Genomic DNA, 19,481 nt, shown 5'->3' with positions numbered 1-19,481 from the left:
AAACGGAGAGAAGCAATGAAAAGTTTATGCCTGGTCCTGACTCTTGCCCTGTTGCCACTGGCAGCGCTCGCCCAGCAACAGGAAACACAGGGTGAAGAGGAGAAAGAGGAGGTAAGCCAGGAGCAGGATGCCGGCAATGTGCAGGCGCGGGCTCCTGAGAGTAACGACAACGAAGGTGGCGTCGACAATTACGAGGCATCGGAAGAAATTTCCGAGGACCTGTCAGTCTCCTACCCGATTGATATCTGAGAAACCATCAAACTGCCGGGAAAAGGTTGCGGAGCAGAGCGAGAACCATTATGAAATTCAAATCCTCCGATTTTATATTCCAGCTGTTTGCGCTGCTGGGCGCAATCATCCTGGTGCACGCTATTTACGTATCGGTGATCCGTCCCAATGCGGATGCCCTTATTGAGGAACAGCTCGCACGGGAAGCCGCCGGTGAAACCTACATCCAGCAGCGGTCGCTTTATATCGTCATGCGCGACTATGAACAGGAAGCCTGCTTTGTACTGATGCTATGGGCCATGGCCATCATGGGACTCAAGGCACAACGCAGCATGCGCGAGCGCAAACTGCTTGACCGCGCCCTCCTCAACGTACGTGAGGGCACCCCGATCCTGCCCGAGGATGCGCGGGACCTGTCGCGACCGATCCAGGCCCTGCCCGAGGAAGAACGCAACTACCTGTTGCCGCGCGCCCTGCTCACAGCCTTGCAGCGATTCAGTTCCACCAGGAATGTGGCCGCCGTCTCCAACTCGGTAAAGGAGGTCTGCGATACCGAGGGCGACCGGCTCGACTCCGAGCTGGCCATGGTGCGTTATATCACCTGGGCCATCCCCTCGATTGGCTTTATCGGTACGGTCCGCGGTATCGGTGAAGCACTATCCCAGGCACACCGGGCCGTGGAGGGAGACATTGCCGGCGTCACCGTCAGCCTGGGCGTGGCTTTCAACTCCACCTTCATCGCCCTGGTGATCAGTATCGTGATCATGTTCTTCACCCACCAGCTGCAATTGATGCAGGAGCGACTGGTACTGGATACCCAGAATTACTGTGACAACAACCTGCTGCGATTCCTCAAGGTCAGCTGACCTGGAAACACGGCCAAAGATGCATGCACAAAACTGTGGCGAGTGACCGCCGATAACAGGTAAGCCGCCTGCCACCGCCCCACCGGGACGGGGCACGGGAAGAAGGAGCTAGCCAATGGCGCAACAAGGCGTACTGGAAATCAACGACTGCGGCCTGCGGGTCTTCAGTGGCACCGACGAAATACTCGACAGCCCTGGCGTGGCAGTGGTGGACAGCCACAAGATTCTGCTGGGCACCGCGGCACTGATGCGTGCCCGCAGCAACCCGACGCGGGTCAACACCCAATTCTGGCGCCGGCTGAGCCTTGAGTCACTCAACTCCGACAACGCTCGCTGCCGCCACCACGCGGACCTGGCCTACAGTCAGCTGCAGGACATGGCGGAACACTGCGACATGCCCGACGAGTTGATTCTCGCTGTACCGGGCAATTTCACCCGTGAACAACTGGCCCTGCTACTCGGTATTGTCAATGAGAGTCCGGTCAACGCCGTGGGCCTGGTGGATGCGGCCACTGCCTGTGTCGGCAACTGCGCACCCCGCGGGGTACACCTGCACGTTGAATTACAGCGTCACCAGACACTGGTAAGCCGCGTGGCCGTACATGAACAGGCCCAGCTCGACCATGTCGAAACTGTCAGCGACGCGGGCCTGCAACACTTCCAGGATTCCTGGGCAAGGGTATTTACCGATGCCTTTGTCATGCAATGCCGTTTCGACCCACAGCACTCCGCCGAGGCGGAGCAGCAACTGTACGACCTGATGCCGCAATGGGTCGGCCGCGCCATGCGCCAGGGTGAAGTCATGGCGGAACTCGAGGATCGCACGGCCAAAGTCAGCCTGCGCCAGCTGCAGGATGCCAGCACACCGATCCTGTCCCGCATCCGTGCACTGCTCGACAACCTCGCCGACCCCTCCAGCGTGGTATTCGTATCGCACCGCTGGGCCGATGTACCCGCCGGCGCGCAACTGGCAGAGCGAATCCACCTCCTGCCACACAACAGCATTGCGCAGGCGGTGGAAAAGCGCTGGCATGAAGTACACAGCGAGACCGCTGCACTGCGCCTTGTCACCGCCATGTCCGCGGCACCCGCCAACGAAGTCGCCGTACAGGTCAATGCGGCCGCCGAGGCGGCTGCCACCCACCTGCTGTTCGGGCACCGTGCCCTGGCGGCGCAGCAACCACTTTTTGTCAGCTGGCAGGAAGGCGCACTCAAAATCACGCCCACCCCACCCGAACACCCCGCTGCCACTATCACCAACCACGCCGGTCGCCTGGCACTGCGAGTCGACGCCGGCGCGCAGTTGATGCTGAATGGTGAGGAGATCGCGGCGCCGGTAAACCTCACGGCCGGTGACAGGATCGGCGCGGCAGATTTTGACGAAGTCATTACCGCAATCAGTGTGGAGCAATATGGCGCGTAAGAATCGGCGGTTTACCACTTTCAGCCTGTCGTTCCTCGACATCATGTCCTGTGGATTCGGTGCTGTGGCATTGATCTTCCTGATCATTAAACACGGTTCCGATCACGATATCGAGGTGAAAAACCAGGATCTCTCGGCCGAGGTTGAGCTGCTGAAGGAGGAAGTCCAGTTCGGGCGTGAACACCTGGTGCTCGCCCGCAACACACTCGATGCCACCAGCGATGAACTGGCCGACGCGCAGGGCCTGGCGCGCCGTATTATCGAACAGATCGAGGAAGTAAAGGGCAATATCGCCGAAATCGACAGCAACACCGAAGAAGACGACATCAAGCGTCTGCAGGACAAGCTCAAGAAGCTTCAGGACGCCAAGAAACAACTCGAGGCGGAAAACAAGAAGCTTGGCGACAATGTGCGCAAGTTCGTCGGCGATGGCGATCGACAGTACCTCACAGGCCTGCGCCTGGGTGGCAATCGCATCCTGATCCTGCTGGATTCCTCGGCCAGTATGCTGGGGGACGAACTGATCAAGGTGATCCGCACCCGCAACATGTCATCCCGCACCAAGCGTGAAGCGGGAAAATGGCGCCGTGCGATCAATACCGTGTCGTGGCTCACCGCGCAGTTCCCCCAGGACAGCCAGTACCAGATCTACACTTTCAACACCGGGTTCCAGGCCGCTATTGCCGGTACCGAGGACCGCTGGCTGAACGTTGACGACCGCGACCAGCTTGACGACGCCTTCAAGGCCCTGGATGAAGTGGTGCCCGATGGCGGCACCAGCCTTGAGCGGGTGTTTAATGCAGTCAGCGCCATGTCCCCGCTGCCGGATAATATTATCCTGATTACCGACGGGCTCCCCACCCAGGGCATGAAGAGACCACGACGCAATGTCGTCACCGGCAAGGAGCGCCGCAAACTATTTGACCGGGCGGTAAAAGCCCTCCCCGGGGGCATCCCGGTGAATGTAATCCTGGCGCCGATGGACGGCGATCCGTTTGCCGCCAGTGAATTCTGGAAGTTGGCCATGGAGACCGATGGCTCCTTCCTGGCACCGTCGAGGGACTGGCCATGAGACGCAACCGCCTGAAGCGCCAGCAGGAAGAGTTCAGCATTTCCTTCCTGGATGTCATCTGCTGCGGGTTCGGCGCCATTGTACTGTTGTTAATGATCGCCAAGACCGTCGAGCCCATTGTTCTGGAAGAGGCAGAGCTCGACCTGGATGGCCAGGTCAGGCAACTGCAGGAGCAACTGGCACAAATCCGCGGCGAAACCACGGTGCTCAACCGGGACCTGAATGCCAAGCGCGAGCAACTGGATATCGAGCGTGAGAAAATTGCCAACCTGCGCGGCCGCCTGTCGGTCCTGCAGGCACAGTATGCAAGCAAGACCGAGGGTGAAACCGAGGAAGGCAAGCTCAAGGGCGAACTCACCATCGCCCTGCAGAGCATGACGGATGAAATGCGGCGCCTGCTGGGGGAAAACTACCAGCGCAAGAACAACGTCATTGGCGGTATCCCGGTCGACAGCGAGTACATCCTGTTCATCATCGACACGTCCGGCAGTATGTTCAATTACGGCTGGGACCGCATGATGAATGAAATGGTCAATACGCTTGACCTGTACCCCAACGTCAAGGGCATCCAGGTAATGAATGATATGGGGGACTACATGTTCTCCAACTACCGCAATAAATGGATCCCCGATACACCCGGACGCCGGCAGGCAATCCTCAAGCGCCTGCGATCCTGGAACCCGTTCAGTAATTCGAGCCCGGTGGAGGGCATCCAGAAGGCCGTACGCAGCTTCTACGATGCTGACAAGAAAATCAGCATTTACGTTCTTGGCGACGAATTCACCGGCAAGTCAATCCGGCGGGTGATGCTGGCGGTCGACCGGGTCAACGCCCAGCATGGCGAGGGCAAGCGCAATGTACGCATTCACGCCATTGGCTTCCCCATCCAGTTCTCCCGGCCACCCCACCTGCAGACAACCGGCCTGAGATTTGCGGCGCTGATGCGCGAGCTGACCTATCGCAACGGGGGAACTTTTGTTGGACTCAACGATTTTCGGTAGCGCAATCGCGCACTGACAGGAGCGACCCATGGCCTTGAAGAGAAATGGATTTTCCGCTGCAGCCAGATTGGCGCTAACTGCAACAGTCCTGCTGGTTACAGCCTGTGCACACACTGTACAGGTGGACGGGGAATACCCGGAACCGGTGGGGGAACAGTACCCACTTAATGTCGGCTACTACCTGAGCGAGGGTTTCCGGGAATTCACTTACCACGAAGACAGCGAAGACCGCGATGAGTGGAACATAAATACCGGCCGTGCACAGCAGAACCTGTTCCAGACAGTACTGGGCGCCATGTTCACCGAGTCCATTCCACTGTCGAGCTATCCACAGGAGCTCCCTGACAACATCGAGCTGGTAATCGTACCGGAGGTACGGGAGCTCCAGTTCACCATGCCGCGGGAAACCCGGGTAAATATTTTCGAGGTGTGGATCAAGTACGACATGTATGCCTACGACAAAAATGGCGAACAGGTTGCCAACTGGGTTATCACCGCGTACGGCAAAACCCCGACTGCCTTCCTGAAATCCCGGGAGGCAGCACTGGGCCAGGCTATCAATGTGGCCCTGCGGGATGCCGGCGCTACGCTGTATACCGGTTTTGAGCGGGTGCCGGAACTGCAGGCACTGGTAGCCAGTAAGCAACGGGCCCTCTCTATGAAAGACCAGCCTGACGGGGAAGCGGAAACCACGGACTAACAGGAGGTTGTTGTGGTCAAGGTATTTTTTGTAATTCTGGTGGCCGCGGTCACCGGTTGTACCACGGTTGTCATTGATGAGTACCGGCGCAGCGATGGCGAGCTGGCCGACGGTGATTCGGTGGTTATTCTCGGTCGGCGACATTCCAGCGACTACGAGACAGAGCCGGACCTGATTGACTGCGTGGGCCGTACGCTACACAACCCCGACGGCGGCGTCACGGTAATTTCGGAACAGCATTTTGTCGACGCCATGTACCCCTGGTTCGAGCCACGTACCGCACCGCTTCACCTGAAATCCCTGGACCGCCTGATGGAAAATAGTGAGGTGCGTAAGCGGCTTGAGGCTTTCGGGGTGAAGTATATCGTCTGGATAGACGGTTCAACCGAGACCACGGCCAGCGCCGGATCCATCGGCTGCTCTATCGGCACCGGCGGTGCCGGCTGCTTTGGCTTCGGCACCTGGGACAAGGAGTCGGATTACGAAGCTTCAGTATGGGATTTTCGCGACCAGGAGCTCTCGGGAAAGTTGAACGCCGATGCCAAGGGCACCTCCTATATGCCCGCCATTGTTATTCCCATTCCATTAATCGCGCGGGTGCAGAACAATGCCTGTAAGGGCATGGCAGCCCAACTGCAGCAGTTCCTGGTGCCGAGCCAGGCTACCAAAAGTTAACTGAGGGAGGGAGACGGAGCGATGCAACATACTAATAAGATCCTGATCGGCGCAGTGTTGGCGGCCATCGCCGGCTGTGCTTTCAATCCGGCCACCAACCGGCCCGACCTGGTGCTGATGTCCGAGGAAAAGGAAATCAGTATCGGGCAGGAAATGCATGCGAAGCTGGTGGAGAGCACCCCCATTTACCGGGATCCGGTGCTGACCGCCTATGTCGACTACGTAGGGCAGAAGATCGTCAAGGCCAGTGATCGCCCTGACCTGAAATACAATTTCACCATCATCGACAGCCAGGACATCAACGCATTCGCCCTGCCCGGCGGCTATATCTACATCAATCGCGGCCTGCTCACCTACCTGCACTCCGAGGCAGAGATGGCGGCAGTGCTCGCGCATGAGGTCGGGCATATCACCGCCCGGCACGCAGTTCGGCAGAAAACCGCCGCCACCGGCGCCGGGGTCGCCTCGGTGCTGTCGGTACTGGTTACCGGCAGCGGCGTGGTGGGCGATGTCGCCAACCTGTGGACCACTGCCGCGGTGAAGGGTTACGGGCGGGATATGGAGCTGGAGGCCGACCGTTTTGGGGCCCAGTATATGTTCAATGCCGGCTACGACCCCCAGGCCATGATCAACGTGATTGGGCTGCTGAAAGACCAGGAGACCTTTGCCCGCCGCAAGGCGCGGGTCGAAGGCAAGAAGCCCCAGACTTACCACGGTGTGTTCTCCACCCACCCGCGCAATGATATCCGCCTGCAGGAAGTGGTGGCCGCCGCCGGTGAGTTGCCCAAGGACAAGAAGGAAGTGAAAGTGGAGAACTTCCGAGAGAAAACCGAGGGCATCGTCTACGGACAGAATGCGCAGCAGTCAGATCGCAATCGCTACAATCACCGCCGTCTTGGCTTCTCACTGCTGTTCCCCGATGGCTGGGAAGTAAAAAACGAGCGTTCGTCCATTGTCGGCACCCATCCCGAGGGCAAGGCCACCATCACTATCAAGGTGGACAACCGCAATGGCAACCAGCCCGCCGATATGGCGCTGCGTGAAGTCTACGACGTGCGTAACCTGGAGCAGGATGAGAAACTCAACCAGTATCGCCTGGTTGGGCACACCGGCAAGCTCCCGGTGTCTTCACCCGACAGCCCCGAACGGGTAGCGGTGGTCTTTTACGGCAGCCGCCAGTATATCCTCGAGGGCAAGATTAACGACCCTTCGCTGCGGGATGCAGACAACCGCAACAAGTACGACAACCTGTTCCTCACCAGCATTCGCAGCTTCCGTCCCCTGCGTAAAAGCGACATCATCCAGCCCAACATCAGGCGTTTGCGCTATGTGCAGGCCAACGACAAAACCACCTTTGCTTCACTGGCACGGCACATGGATATCGGCGAGTACGCCGAGGAGCAACTGCGACTGTTGAACGGCTACTATCCCCGCGGCGAACCCCAGCCGGGCGAGTGGATCAAGATAGTCCAGTAATCCGGCCCGGGCACCGCCCCAGGCACTGCCCGGAATGTGACCCACCAGACGGATTGTGTGGGCCGAAATCCCTTTCCCACACTGACCGGAGCCGTTACCTTAATAACGACAGCGACAAGCAGACAATAACGATAATGAGGAGCCAACAATGAACGGTTTGATGATGCCGTCCCAACTCACCCTGACCGCCGTCATGCGCCACGCGCAGGCTAACTTCCCCGGCAGTGAGATTGTTTCCTTTACTGCCGACAACCCCACCCACCGCTATACCTATGCCGACGCCTTTGCGCGCAGTGCACAGCTGGCCAATGCTCTCCAGGCCCTGGGTGCCAGGCCCGGCGACCGGGTCGGCACCCTGGCCTGGAATGACTACAGGCACTTCGAACTCTACTATGGCACCTCCTGCAGCGGCCTGGTCTGCCACACCATTAACCCGCGCCTGTTCCCGGAACAGATCGCCTATATTGTCGGGCACGCCGAGGACCGCTGGCTGTTTATCGACCCGATGTTTGTCCCCCTACTGGAGGCGCTGGCCCCGAAACTCTCGTCGGTTGAGGGCTTCGTGGTCCTGACCGACCGTGCCCATATGCCCGACAGCACGCTGCCCAACCTGGTCTGCTACGAGGAGCTGCTTGAATCACAGCCGACAGGATTCGACTGGCCGTCACTGGACGAGAATACTGCGGCCGCCCTCTGCTATACCTCCGGCACCACGGGCAACCCGAAGGGCGTACTCTATTCCCACCGCGCCATGGTGCTGCATACCTACGGCGTGCTGATGCCGGATGTGTTTGCCCTGAAGGGCAGTGAGGCAGTATTGCCGGTTGTCCCCATGTTCCACGTCAACGCCTGGTCGATTCCCTACGCGGTGCCCGCCGTGGGGGCCAAGCTGGTATTCCCCGGGCCCAAGATGGCCTGCGGTGAAACCCTGAGCCGGCTGATCCGCGAAGAGGGCGTAACCATCGCCGCTGGCGTCCCCACCGTGTGGCTGGCGCTGCTCAAATACCTGCGGGAAACCGACAGCACCCTGCCGAGCCTCAACCGTGTGGTGGTGGGCGGCTCCGCCTGCCCCTGGAGCATTATGGAGGAGTTCGAGCAACAGCACGGGGTCTACACCCACCACGCCTGGGGCATGACCGAAATGAGCCCGCTGGGCACTTACAACCCGCGGGTACCGGAAGATTTGCCAGGGGACCAGGCCAAAGCACTGCGCCTGAAGCAGGGCCCCGCCGCCTTCGGCGTGGAGATGCGTATCGTGGACGAGCAGGGCCAGCCGCAACCCCACGACGGTATCGCCTTCGGTGCCCTGCAGGTTCGCGGCCCCTGGATCTGCGAGCGCTATTACCGCGCGGCGGAGTCAGCACTCACTGACGACGGCTGGTTCGATACCGGCGACGTGGCCACCATCGATCCCCAGGGTTACCTGGGCATCACCGACCGCACCAAGGATGTGATCAAGTCCGGCGGTGAGTGGATCTCCTCCATCGAGCTGGAGAACTGTGCCATGGCACTGGACGAGGTGGCCGAGGCCGCCGTAATCGGCATCTCCCACGAGAAGTGGGCCGAAAGGCCGCTGCTGGTGATTGTGCCCGCGCCCGGGGCCGAGCCGGACCCACAGAAGGTACTCGCCGCCTTTGAGGGCAATGTGGCCAAGTGGTGGATTCCCGACGATTGTGTCGTTGCGGAAGAACTGCCCCATACAGCCACCGGCAAGATCAGCAAGAAAGACCTGCGGGAACAGTTCGCCAACTATCGCTGGCCGGAAGAACAGCCAGCCTGATACGCCCACCATCCACCGGAACAGCGCGGCTTGATACCGGGCCGCGCTGTTTCCCCACCGCCCGCATCGCTTCCCCACCAGCAACCGTCACAACAATGTGACAATGACTATGGCAAACTGATTCTGACCGTATAGCCCCGGCAGGTATCATTCATGAAAATAACACCAGTTACCGCAAGCTTTTTCACCGCCATTGCTCTCTGCACCCAGCTGCTGGTGCCATATGCCAATACCGCTACCGCCTCCGACCGGGATGACCCACTGGTGATCGCCCACCGGGGGGCGTCCGGCTACCTCCCCGAACACACACTTGAATCCAAGGCCCTGGCCTACGGAATGCGCCCGGACTATATCGAACAGGACCTGGTCCTGAGCCGGGATGGGCACCTGATCGTGATGCATGACATCCACCTCGACCAGGTAACGGACGTTGCCCGTGTATTCCCGGGTCGCGCCCGCGAAGATGGCCACTTTTACACCATCGACTTCACTCTCCCCGAACTGAAGCGTTTACGGGTAACCGAGACTTTCGAAGGTGATATCGAGGAGCGAAAGCCAAAATATCCCGGGCGATTCCCGCTCTGGAAATCCAGCTTCCAGCTTTCCACCCTTGAAGAAGAGATAGAGCTGATCCAGGGCCTGAACAAGAGCCTTGGATACGAGGTCGGCATATACCCGGAGATCAAGCAACCCTGGTTCCACCACCGGGAGGGCCGCGACATTGCACGGCGCACCCTTGAGACACTGAAGCAGTACGGGTATACCGACAAAACCAGTAAAATCTTCCTGCAGAGTTTCGATGCCGAGGAGCTACAGCGCATCGACGGGGAACTGATGCCGGCAATGGACATGGACCTGCCGCTGGTACAACTGGTTGCCGCCACCAGCTGGGGCGAGAAAAAGGTCCAGCAGGGAGGTCACTGGGTCAACTACAGCTACGACTGGATGTTGACCCCCAAAGGGCTGGAAAAGATCGCCGGGTATGCCGACGGTATCGGCCCCTGGGCAATGATGCTGGTGACTCCAGCGGAAAACGCCATCAACGACAACGGCATATCCCGGAGAGCCCAGGCCCTCGGTCTGCGGGTGCACCCCTATACTTTCCGTGCCGACAGCGAGGAAGTCCCGCCAGTGCTGGGGGAGTTTGACAGGTTACTCGCCCTGTTTATCGAGGATATCGGCATCGACGGGCTCTTTACCGACCACCCGGACCAGGTGCGCGCCTTCCTTGATGCAACTGGCTCACCGGGTGGGAGAGCCCCGGCAGCTTCTGAAAAGGCCGGTTTACTGAAAAAGACGCAACAACAATAACAGCGAGAAATTTCAATGAAAATCCGTCAGTACCTTGTTGCCGTTTCTGCATCAATGTGGATTCCCACCATAGCTGCCGCTGAATTCACACCCGGTCCAGTGATAAAGGAATACGGTAAAACTGCGCCGGTGATTCAGGACCACCCACTGCAGCCAAACCAGCAATTCAAGGTGGCCTTCGATGCAGTGGACAAGTCAGGTAAAGGAGAGCTAAACAGGAAATTCAACAGCCTGGCCCGTTTCCTGAATATGCATGCCCGGGCAGGTGTAGACCCGGATAACATCCAGTTGGCGCTGGTGGTCCATGGCAAGGCCGGATTTGACCTGCTCAATGACAGTGCCCACCGGGAAAAGTACGGACAAGCCAACCCCAATGCAAAACTGCTGGCGGCACTGCAGGAGCAGGGAGTCCGGGTGATGATCTGCGGCCAGTCCGCCGCCCATCTGGGAATCGGCAAAGCCCAGCTGTTACCTGGTGTGGAAATGGCCCTCTCCGCCATGACGGCCCATGCGCTCCTGCAACAACAGGGCTACACACTGAACCCTTTCTAAGCGGTATATCCAGGGGCTGGCCCGGCACTAACCCTGCGCGCTACTGCCGGCAACCGTAGGGGCTTGCGCGGTGGCATCGCGGCCTGCAGCCCAGCTGGACAGGGCCATCTGCTTTACTTCCTGCAGTTCCGCCGCGTCCGGCGCGGTGGTGGGCACCAGGGCCTCGGTGTCGTCGTGGAACAGGTAGAGACGGGAGGCAAGCTCGGCAAACGGCAGCGACGCCTCGCCATGGCGCTCGCCGTTCCCATGTGTCGACACCTTGACCCCGGCGCCCCAGTCCTGGCCGCTGTCATTGTTGGGATTGAAGAAATACAGCCGCATGACGTTGTCGCCGTCGAGCGCCACACGGATTAATGTGATCGCATGCCAGCCGACAAAGATGCCGGTGCTGTCGGTCACCGCCAGTCCGGCGGGCTGTGGATGAATGATAGGCTGGTTGCCGTTGTAAAATGGGTGATAACTGCAATAGAACCGGTGCAGGAATGCATCATAGTCACGCAGGCCACCGGTCTGGATGTCCACGGCGAGAAAACACTCGCGCCCCACCCACCAGCCGTGCAGTTCGGGATTGATCCAGCGGTGCGGGTCATCACCGCGGCCCGCACACAACTCTCCCATAAGGCGGTAGATAAGGTCCAGGTGCGGCACCAGCAATACCGAAACCGGGTCGGTATCCAACGGGATCATTGCCCCTGCGGCCCCGGCCGAGGAAATCGGCTCCCCCTCGAAATGCAGCACGATCTCATCAAAATGCGCGGCACGGGAAATCAGGTGCAGCAGGTAGTCCGGGTCATTGGAGGCCCACATGGAAATGGCCCGCGCCGCCTGGCAGGTAGGGTTATTCCCCTGGCCGATACCCAGCGGCTGCCCCAGTACCTGGATAGTACCGGCCAGCAGGCGCGTTGCCGGTGTGACCTGGGTGCCGAACACTGTCGACTGTATCTCTGCGCACACTGGCGATAATCGCAGGTCAATCTGGCGCCAGAGGGCCGGTGCCACCGGCGCCGAGTAGAGCATGCCGCTCTCGAGTATCAGGGCCAGGCCATAAACACTCTGGGCGGTGCCTATGTGCACTGCCCCCTCGATCAAGCGCCCCACCAGGTCATGAAAGGTCCGCAGCGCATCGAGACCGGTGCTGCTGAGCCCCAGGGCCAGGGCCTGCAGTGATTCGCGCGCTATCGGAAGGTCCACATCAGCAAGTGCCAGCCAACGCAGGAAGACCGCATGGTAGTCCGAGACCAGTCCGTTCTCATGCATGGCCCGGGCGAATGCGCTTGCCTCCGACTCCAGTTCCCCGGCGGACAGCCGGACAACCCGTTCCAGGTAAAGCTGGACGCCCGGATCATCGGCGCAGGTTGCCGTGGGGCCAAACAGGTTGCTGACCAGGCGATCAGCATCCGCCGCCGCAGCGCCATTGCCGCCCTCCCCGCGGCTACGGGCCAGGGCGATCTGGGTAATCATCGACTTGACACTGTCCACCTGCAATGGGCGCTGCGACATGATGCGGCGTACCTCGTGCACGAGGCTGCCAAGGATATCCGCAAAACCGATGTTTTCGAGCAGGTAGCGGAACACCCCGGAAACTGCGGTACTGGTACGCCCCAGTCGCGCGCGCATCGCCTCACCGGGGCCGGCTAGCAGGTGATCCAGGTTGAGGGCCATCACCTGGGCAAGGAAATGACGTGCCTGTTCCGCGGGAATTCCCGCATGGGTGTAAACCCCATTGCTGACGGCCAGCAGCCGCAACTGGCTGAGAAGTTCTATCAGCACTGTCTGCCGGTCACCCTGCTCCAGGGTATTGCGCACCAGCCCAGGCAGCAGGGTCGCGGGCTGGTCCCAGGGGGTATCGGCAAAAATCCCCGCCCGGTCACACCGCGCCGCCAGCTGGTACAGCGCGTCGACGCCACCCGGCTCGCCGGCGAGGCGCCCGCCCACGTCCAGTACCGCAGAGCGAAAGCGCACCTTGTTGAACGGGCGCGCCTGCTCCAGCTGCTCAATGGCATATTCCAGTTTGTCGATCAGTTGCCGGCTTTCCACTTCACCAACCTGCTCAGCTTCATCAGACAGGCGAGTTTAGCCCACCTGCCTGTAAATTACCGGGCACAGCGCACCGGGCGCGGTACCCGGACCTGTGCCGCGCCCGGACAGGGCCGGGCATTGCCGGCGCCCTGCTCCCGTGACCGCCCAAGGCTCTAGAGGTAGTAATCCAGTTCTTCCTGGGCCTTGAGCAGGTCGCGCAGCTGGTAGGGATCGTCACCAAAGAAATACACCAGGCCCCAGTGGGTGCCGAAGGCACTGCGCTTGGGCACCTTGTTTTGCATCGGTGACTGGAGTTCGTGAAACTCAAAATAGGCATGGTTCTCAGTGGCATCGGGGATCTTCAGTTCATTGACTACCCGCCGGCGCGGATAGACCCCGAAACAGCCCGCATGGCCTTTAGCATCCACCACCTCCTTCGGGAAGAATGCCTCGATTTCCTCATCGGTGGTTTTCGGGTCGAACATCATCACCATGGCCTGGTAGGCATTAAAACCGTAGGCCCGCTCAATCAGCTCAAACGCATTGAAACCCGGCGGGCGATAGGCCACCTCGCCGAAATACATCTTGCCGTCGCTGGTGACAAAATACTCCGGGTGGATAAAGCCGAAATCGATCTCGAAGGTATCGATCAGCTTCTGGATTTCCTCCTCCACCCGCGGGCGCCATTTCTCCAGGTCCGGTGTCGCCGGAACAAACACCGAGTAGCCGAGGGTCACATACTCGGAAATGTTCATGAAATGGATTTTGCCATTCTTGATAAAGGCCTCCACCGCAAATTCCCAGCCATCCAGGTGGCTCTCCATCAGGAAAGGGAATTCCTCGTCGGGAATATTGTCGACATCCTCGGCAGTGCGGACCACCCTGTGGCCCAGGCAACCGGCCTTATCGAAAGCCTTCAGGTGGATCGGGTCGTTGGGGTCGCCGTCCAGCTTGAGCAGTGCCTGGTTCACGCGCGTCAGGAAGCGGATAACATCCCCCTTGTCCTGGGCCTCCTCGAAAATACCCACGCGAATACCGCCCAGCTGTGCCCTGCGTTTCATCAGTGCCTTGTCGCGGAACAGCAATGACTGCCCCATCAGGCGCGGGTTATCCAGCAACACAGCGTTGATCGCCCCGGCCCACTCCACCGTCTCTTCAAACAGCGGGATGGCTACATCCACCCCCTCGTCTTTCAGTCTCTTGGCGATTTCCATCGAACGTTCATTGAGCCGCTCGAAGTTCCAGGAAATAAACGGAATATCGTGCTTATTGGCGTACTCTTCGGCCCAGGACGGTGCAACAATCACGTAACGCCGGTCGAACCGGTCGATTGCGTCAATTGCATTCAGGCTCCAGCCCAGAATGGCCACGTAACCTTTATTCCTGTCGAAATTTCCCATGTCGGTCTCCATCTCGCGGGTTTTGCAGCAAAACCGTGCAGCGGCACAACAGCCCGGACCGCAGGTGTCACCATGAATAATGTGAACCTCTGCCACCACCCTATCGTAGGTCTGCTTACGATGGAATGGATACTGTCGTGGGATTAAACTGCTTTCGTAAAGTAACCGACCCTGGGGACCATAATTGGCTGGGATAGCCACATCCGGAAAACTCACCTGTTGATGGGGAGCACCTGTGAAAAACGACGAAAGCCTGGAGCAGTTCAGGCAGTGGGTAAAGCAACGCAATCCGGGCGAGGAGGAGTTCCTGCAGGCCATCGACGATGTGGCCGGGGATGTATTTTCCCTCTACCGGGAGAAAAGTGAATGGTATGACGCCTGTGTCCTGCCCCGCCTGTGCGAGGCCGACCGGATCATCTCATTCCGTGTTTGCTGGGAAGATGACAACGGCGATATACATGTAAATCGCGGCTGGCGCGTGCAGTATTGTGGCGCCATCGGTCCCTATAAGGGCGGCATCCGCTTCCATCCGACAGTCAATGAATCGATCCTCAAGTTCCTGGCTTTCGAACAGACCTTCAAGAATGCATTGACCGGCCTGCCCATTGGTGGCGGCAAGGGTGGCGCCGATTTCGAACCGCGCGGACGCTCAGACCGGGAGATCATGCGTTTCTGCCAGGCGTTTATGGACGAGCTTTATCGCCATATCGGCGAAAACACCGACGTGCCGGCCGGCGATATCAACGTGGGACGGCGTGAGATCGGCTATATGTTCGGCCAGTACCGCCGGCTGGCAAATACCTTTAGCGGCGCCCTGACCGGCAAGGACATCGAGTTCGGCGGCAGTCATGTTCGCATGGAAGCCACCGGCTACGGTCTGGTCTATTTCCTGCGCTGCATGCTGGCGAAGCGGGACGAGGAGGTGGACGGGCAGGTAATCGCGATATCCGGTGCCGGCAATGTGGCCCTGCACGCCGCACTGAAGGCGGGGCACCTGGGTGCCACAGTGGTGTCGCTCAGCTCCAGCAAGGGTGCTCTCTACTGCAAGAATGGTATTCCCCAGGAGCTCATAGAGGAGGCCATGGACCACCGGGCCGGTTCGACAAAATTACTTACCCGGATGGCGGATGCCGGCGGCGGCGAGTGGCACCAGGGCGCAAGGCCCTGGCACTTTCCCTGCGATATCGCGCTGCCCTGCGCCACCCAGAATGAACTGGATGGCGACGATGCGCGGGCGCTGATTGAAAACGGTGTCACGCTGGTGGCAGAGGGCGCCAATATGCCCTGTACCGCAGAAGCCGTGGAGGCCTTTCACAAGGCCTGTGTTCCCCATGCGCCAGGCAAGGCCTCCAACGCCGGGGGCGTGGCGCTGTCCGGGCTGGAAATGGCGCAGAATGCCTCTTTCACCCGCTGGGACCAGGAACGACTGAACCAGCAACTACTGGAAATCATGCAGGATATCCACCGCCAGTGTATTGCCGACGTCGAGGGTGATGACGGCTACATCAACTACCATCGCGGGGCCAACCTGGCCGCATTCCGGCGTGTGGCCAGCGCCGTTTACGCCCAGGGAATCGGCTGAGTCCCGGACAGACCGGGGCCGACAGTGCTATTGCCGGGATTCGTCGATAAAGACCTGCTCAATCGCGAGGCCGAAAACCCGCGCAATGCTGAAAGCCAGCGGCAGGCTGGGGTCATACTTGCCCTTCTCGATCGCCACCACTGTCTGCCGTGACACCCCCAGCTTCTCCGCCAGGTGGGCCTGGGTCCATCCGCGCTCGGCCCGCAGGGACTTGAGATGATTTTTCACCGCAGCCTCCGGGAGGCTGTCACCAGGCTCACCAGGAAGGTGACTCCCATCAACAGGACCAGGTGCGAAATCTGCGGGGCAAAGGGCGAGCCGGGCTGGTTACCGTAGAATTCCCACGCGATCCCACCCACCAGCCCCACACCCAGGGTGATGGCGGCCGAATCCAGGAACAGTTTGCGTTCCAGTTCATCCTGGACCTGCAGGTGCCGGATCGTGGCCAGGATCATAGATGCCCCGGCCAGCAGGTTCAGCGCAATCGCCAGCAGGGTAAGGATCCCGTTACCGGCCCAGAACAGGCGGGCGCCAAACGTCATCAGGGCAGTGGTCAGCAACCAGGCGCCGGTCCAGAGAGCGAGCCTCCCATTGCTGCGTAAAATATGGTGACTCCGGGTTTCAGAGGGCAGTTTATCGTGACGCATCAATCTTCTTCTCCATGTTGTTGTGATTATGCCTTCCCCTGTATGTAAAGCGTGCTTTACCTACCCTAGGGGCACCACCGACTTATGTCAAGGAGGCTTTACATTGGTGAATGCATCTTCCCCGCGCAGATTTCATTGCGCCTGAATTTGCGTACCATAGGGAAAAATGGAAACAAGAGACCCGCCCATGGCTAACCCCGGTCAATTCCGCCTGCTGGGTACCCGGCGCTTCCTGCCCTTCTTCCTCACCCAGTTCCTCGGCGCCTTCAATGACAATGTGTTCAAGAGCGCGCTGATGGTGATGATTGCCTTCCGGCTGGCGGCGGACCAGGCCAACGCGCTCAACAACCTGGCCGCGGGCCTGTTTATCCTGCCGTTCTTCCTGTTCTCCGCCACCGCCGGCCAACTGGCGGACAAGTACGACAAGCGCCTGCTGATCCGGCGTATCAAGCTGGCGGAAATCGGCATCAGTATCCTGGGCGTCACTGCGCTGGTACTGGGCAACAACGCGTTGTGCCTTCTGGTACTGTTCCTGCTGGGCGTACAGTCGGCATTTTTCGGGCCCATCAAGTACGCCATCCTGCCCCAGCACCTGCGCCGCTCGGAGCTGGTGGGCGGCAACGCGTTTGTGGAGATGGCGACCTTCGTCGCCATCCTCGGCGGCACCATTGTCGGTACGGTGCTGAGTGGCGCCAGCGATGCGGGCAGCAGCAGCCAGTGGATCGGCGTGCTGATTATCAGCATCGCGGTGGCCGGCTACCTGGTGTGCCGCGCCATCCCCAGCGCCCCGGCACCGGTACCGGACCTGAAGATCGAGCTCAACCCGGTCACCCAGACCGCGCGCCTGCTGCGGGAAATCACCAAAACACCGGCCATCTTCTACTCGATTATCGGCATCTCCTGGTTCTGGCTGCTGGGCGCCGCCTACCTGACCCAGATCCCCAGCTTCGGCAAAAACGTGCTTGGTGGTGACGAACCGCTGGTGGCCCTGCTGCTGTGCAGTTTCACCGTGGGTGTGGCCATCGGCTCCCTGCTCTGCTCGCGCCTTTCCGGCGGCCGTATTGAACTGGGCCTGGTGCCCCTGGGGGCCGCCGGCCTGACTTATGGTGGCATCATGCTGTCGGTGATCGGCGGCGGCCTGTCACCGCTGGCCGAGACCTCCCTGGCAGCCTTCTGGGCCAGCGCGGGCGCCAAGGGCTTCCTACTACACCTGGCGCTGATCGGCGTGTTCGGCGGGCTCTATATCGTGCCGCTGTACGCCATGATCCAGGACCGTACAGACAAAGCCGTGCGGGCCCGCGTTATTGCGGTGACCAACATCATGAACGCCCTGTTTATGGTGATTTCCGCGATACTGGGGATTGTCTTCCTGAGCGTACTGGACTTCACCATTCCGCAGTTCTTTATGGTAATGGCGCTGATGAACGCGGCGGTTGCAGTATTCGTGTTCAACCGGGTTCCGGAATTCGCCATGCGCCTGCTGGTATGGCTGCTGTCCCACACCATGTACCGGGTGAAGCACGAGGGGCTGGAGCAGATCCCCGCCGAAGGGCCGGCCATCATCGCTTGCAACCATGTGAGCTACGTGGATGCGCTGCTGCTGGCCGGCGCGGTGCGCCGCCCCATCCGCTTTATCATGTACAAGCCCATCTACGAGATCCCGGTGCTGCACTTTATTTTCCGCACCGGCCGCGCGATTCCCATCTGCTCCCGGCAGAAAGACCCGGAAGGCTACGAACAGGCTTTTGTGGAAATTGAGCAGGCCCTTGAGAACGGCGACCTGCTGTGCATCTTCCCCGAGGGCCAGCTGACCAAAGATGGCGAGCTGGCTCCCTTCCGGGCAGGCATTGAGAAAATACTGCAGAAGAATCCGGTACCGGTGATTCCCATGGCCCTGCGCGGCCTCTGGGGCAGCTTTTTCAGTCACAAGGGCGGCAACGCCTTTACCAGGCTGCCAAAGCGATTCTGGTCGCGGGTCAGCGTGGTGGCCGGTAAGCCGCTGGATGCGGCCTCTGCGCGGGCAGAAAATCTACAGGAGGTAGTTCTGGGGCTGAGGGGCGAGCAGCGCTGAACGACGGGGCGGTAGCGGCCGTTACTGCCCCAGGTTGGGCCTCAGGTTGCTACTGCCTCGATTTTATTGCCGTCCAGGTCGAGTATAAAAGCAGCATAATACGAGTCGCTGTATTCCGGGCGCAGTCCCGGCCTGCCGGCACACCGCCCACCCTGCTCGAGTCCGATCCGGTAAAAAGCATCGACCGAGTCGCGGTTGGGCGCGTTGAATGCGACATGGACACCATTGCCGGCGCTGGGCCGCCCCTCACAAGGGATGCCCACCCAGAACTCCAGGCCATCACCATAGGACGCAGCCACGCCCGCTTCATAGTGTGAGCGACGGTCGAGAGGGGCGCGAGCACCGCATCGTAGAACTGTACAGACGCGGTGACATCGTCCACGCCTAGGGAGACATGGCTCAGTATCATTCCTGTTTCCTTCCATAATCCTCTGCGGAAAACTTACCGAACGTTCGCTTCAACAATAACCACTTCAGCATCAATTATCCGCACCCGGCGCCAGGATTCGACTGATTGAGCATCCGGGGATCAGGCTGGCTGACTGAACGATATTTCCTGTTTTTTTAACGAGCCACAAGACCGGTTTTATGCCGGTACTTTATCCACAGCGAACCACCTTATCCTCAGCGGCAGACTGTAGTAATCTACCAAAAGTGTGAAGCAGGTCCGCAACCTTT

At 59.8% G+C, this 19,481-nt stretch carries 18 protein-coding genes; 13 read left to right on the top strand and 5 right to left on the bottom strand.

The features are described from left to right. The first annotated feature begins 15 nt into the window (after positions 1–15). From LVE68_RS14060 to LVE68_RS14010, 11 genes are all read left to right on the top strand, one after another. Positions 16–249 carry a hypothetical protein gene (locus tag LVE68_RS14060; RefSeq protein ID WP_232941009.1) on the top strand — a complete coding sequence of 78 codons (234 nt, stop codon included), beginning with the start codon at positions 16–18 and terminating at the stop codon, positions 247–249. 50 nt (positions 250–299) lie between these two features. Further along, positions 300–1,094, top strand: coding sequence for a MotA/TolQ/ExbB proton channel family protein (locus tag LVE68_RS14055; protein WP_232941008.1), 795 nt, complete (start codon positions 300–302; stop codon positions 1,092–1,094). Positions 1,095–1,209: 115 nt separating this feature from the next. Continuing rightward, entirely contained in the window at positions 1,210–2,517 is a 1,308-nt protein-coding gene (locus LVE68_RS14050) for a hypothetical protein (RefSeq protein ID WP_232941007.1), read from the top strand. After that, entirely contained in the window at positions 2,507–3,589 is a 1,083-nt protein-coding gene (locus LVE68_RS14045; RefSeq protein WP_232941006.1) for a vWA domain-containing protein, read from the top strand. The genes LVE68_RS14050 and LVE68_RS14045 overlap by 11 nt, the downstream gene beginning before the upstream one ends. After that, on the top strand, positions 3,586–4,590 hold the full coding sequence (locus tag LVE68_RS14040; RefSeq protein ID WP_232941005.1) for a vWA domain-containing protein: 1,005 nt from the start codon (positions 3,586–3,588) through the stop codon (positions 4,588–4,590). The genes LVE68_RS14045 and LVE68_RS14040 overlap by 4 nt, the downstream gene beginning before the upstream one ends. A gap of 28 nt (positions 4,591–4,618) precedes the next feature. Continuing rightward, positions 4,619–5,290, top strand: a complete 672-nt coding sequence (locus LVE68_RS14035) for a hypothetical protein (RefSeq protein WP_232941004.1) — start codon at positions 4,619–4,621, stop codon at positions 5,288–5,290. Between the two features lie 12 nt (positions 5,291–5,302). Beyond that, complete coding sequence (locus LVE68_RS14030) at positions 5,303–5,965, top strand: hypothetical protein (protein ID WP_232941003.1); 663 nt, start codon at positions 5,303–5,305, stop codon at positions 5,963–5,965. A 21-nt stretch (positions 5,966–5,986) separates the two neighbouring features. Next, entirely contained in the window at positions 5,987–7,441 is a 1,455-nt protein-coding gene (locus LVE68_RS14025; protein ID WP_232941002.1) for a M48 family metalloprotease, read from the top strand. Between the two features lie 148 nt (positions 7,442–7,589). Next, the gene (locus LVE68_RS14020; RefSeq protein WP_232941001.1) at positions 7,590–9,221 is read left to right on the top strand and encodes a long-chain-fatty-acid--CoA ligase; all 1,632 of its coding nucleotides are present in this window, start codon (positions 7,590–7,592) and stop codon (positions 9,219–9,221) included. 153 nt (positions 9,222–9,374) lie between these two features. After that, the gene (gene glpQ / locus LVE68_RS14015) at positions 9,375–10,532 is read left to right on the top strand and encodes a glycerophosphodiester phosphodiesterase (protein WP_232941000.1); all 1,158 of its coding nucleotides are present in this window, start codon (positions 9,375–9,377) and stop codon (positions 10,530–10,532) included. A 15-nt stretch (positions 10,533–10,547) separates the two neighbouring features. Then, complete coding sequence (locus LVE68_RS14010; protein ID WP_232940999.1) at positions 10,548–11,084, top strand: DsrE family protein; 537 nt, start codon at positions 10,548–10,550, stop codon at positions 11,082–11,084. A gap of 27 nt (positions 11,085–11,111) precedes the next feature. On the opposite strand, the gene LVE68_RS14005 is transcribed toward LVE68_RS14010, so the two are convergent. Then, positions 11,112–13,121, bottom strand: coding sequence for a hypothetical protein (locus tag LVE68_RS14005; RefSeq protein ID WP_232940998.1), 2,010 nt, complete (start codon positions 13,119–13,121; stop codon positions 11,112–11,114). Positions 13,122–13,276: 155 nt separating this feature from the next. Then, positions 13,277–14,503: an ATP-grasp domain-containing protein gene (locus tag LVE68_RS14000; RefSeq protein ID WP_232940997.1), complete on the bottom strand. Its 1,227-nt coding sequence runs from the start codon at positions 14,501–14,503 to the stop codon at positions 13,277–13,279. A 235-nt stretch (positions 14,504–14,738) separates the two neighbouring features. Here LVE68_RS14000 and gdhA point away from each other — a divergent pair, with 235 nt between their 5' ends. Next, positions 14,739–16,085 (top strand): NADP-specific glutamate dehydrogenase, encoded by a 1,347-nt coding sequence (gdhA, locus tag LVE68_RS13995; RefSeq protein ID WP_232940996.1) that lies wholly within the window; start codon positions 14,739–14,741, stop codon positions 16,083–16,085. A gap of 27 nt (positions 16,086–16,112) precedes the next feature. Here the strand turns inward: gdhA and LVE68_RS13990 are convergent, their stop codons facing one another. Both LVE68_RS13990 and LVE68_RS13985 read right to left on the bottom strand, forming a co-directional pair. Continuing rightward, the gene (locus LVE68_RS13990) at positions 16,113–16,313 is read right to left on the bottom strand and encodes a helix-turn-helix transcriptional regulator (protein WP_232940995.1); all 201 of its coding nucleotides are present in this window, start codon (positions 16,311–16,313) and stop codon (positions 16,113–16,115) included. Then, positions 16,310–16,732 (bottom strand): hypothetical protein, encoded by a 423-nt coding sequence (locus LVE68_RS13985; RefSeq protein ID WP_232940994.1) that lies wholly within the window; start codon positions 16,730–16,732, stop codon positions 16,310–16,312. Before LVE68_RS13985 ends, LVE68_RS13990 begins: the two co-directional genes overlap by 4 nt. Before the next feature lie 187 nt (positions 16,733–16,919). Between LVE68_RS13985 and LVE68_RS13980 the strand changes: the two genes are divergently transcribed. Next, on the top strand, positions 16,920–18,803 hold the full coding sequence (locus LVE68_RS13980; RefSeq protein WP_232940993.1) for an MFS transporter: 1,884 nt from the start codon (positions 16,920–16,922) through the stop codon (positions 18,801–18,803). Between the two features lie 41 nt (positions 18,804–18,844). On the opposite strand, the gene LVE68_RS13975 is transcribed toward LVE68_RS13980, so the two are convergent. Continuing rightward, positions 18,845–19,102, bottom strand: a complete 258-nt coding sequence (locus LVE68_RS13975; protein WP_232940992.1) for a VOC family protein — start codon at positions 19,100–19,102, stop codon at positions 18,845–18,847. Between the last annotated feature and the right edge of the window lie 379 nt (positions 19,103–19,481).

Source organism: Microbulbifer sp. YPW16, assembly GCF_021290385.1.
Taxonomy (GTDB): domain Bacteria; phylum Pseudomonadota; class Gammaproteobacteria; order Pseudomonadales; family Cellvibrionaceae; genus Microbulbifer; species Microbulbifer zhoushanensis.
Note: the sequence above shows the minus strand (reverse complement) of the source record. Positions and strands in the feature narration are given on the sequence as shown.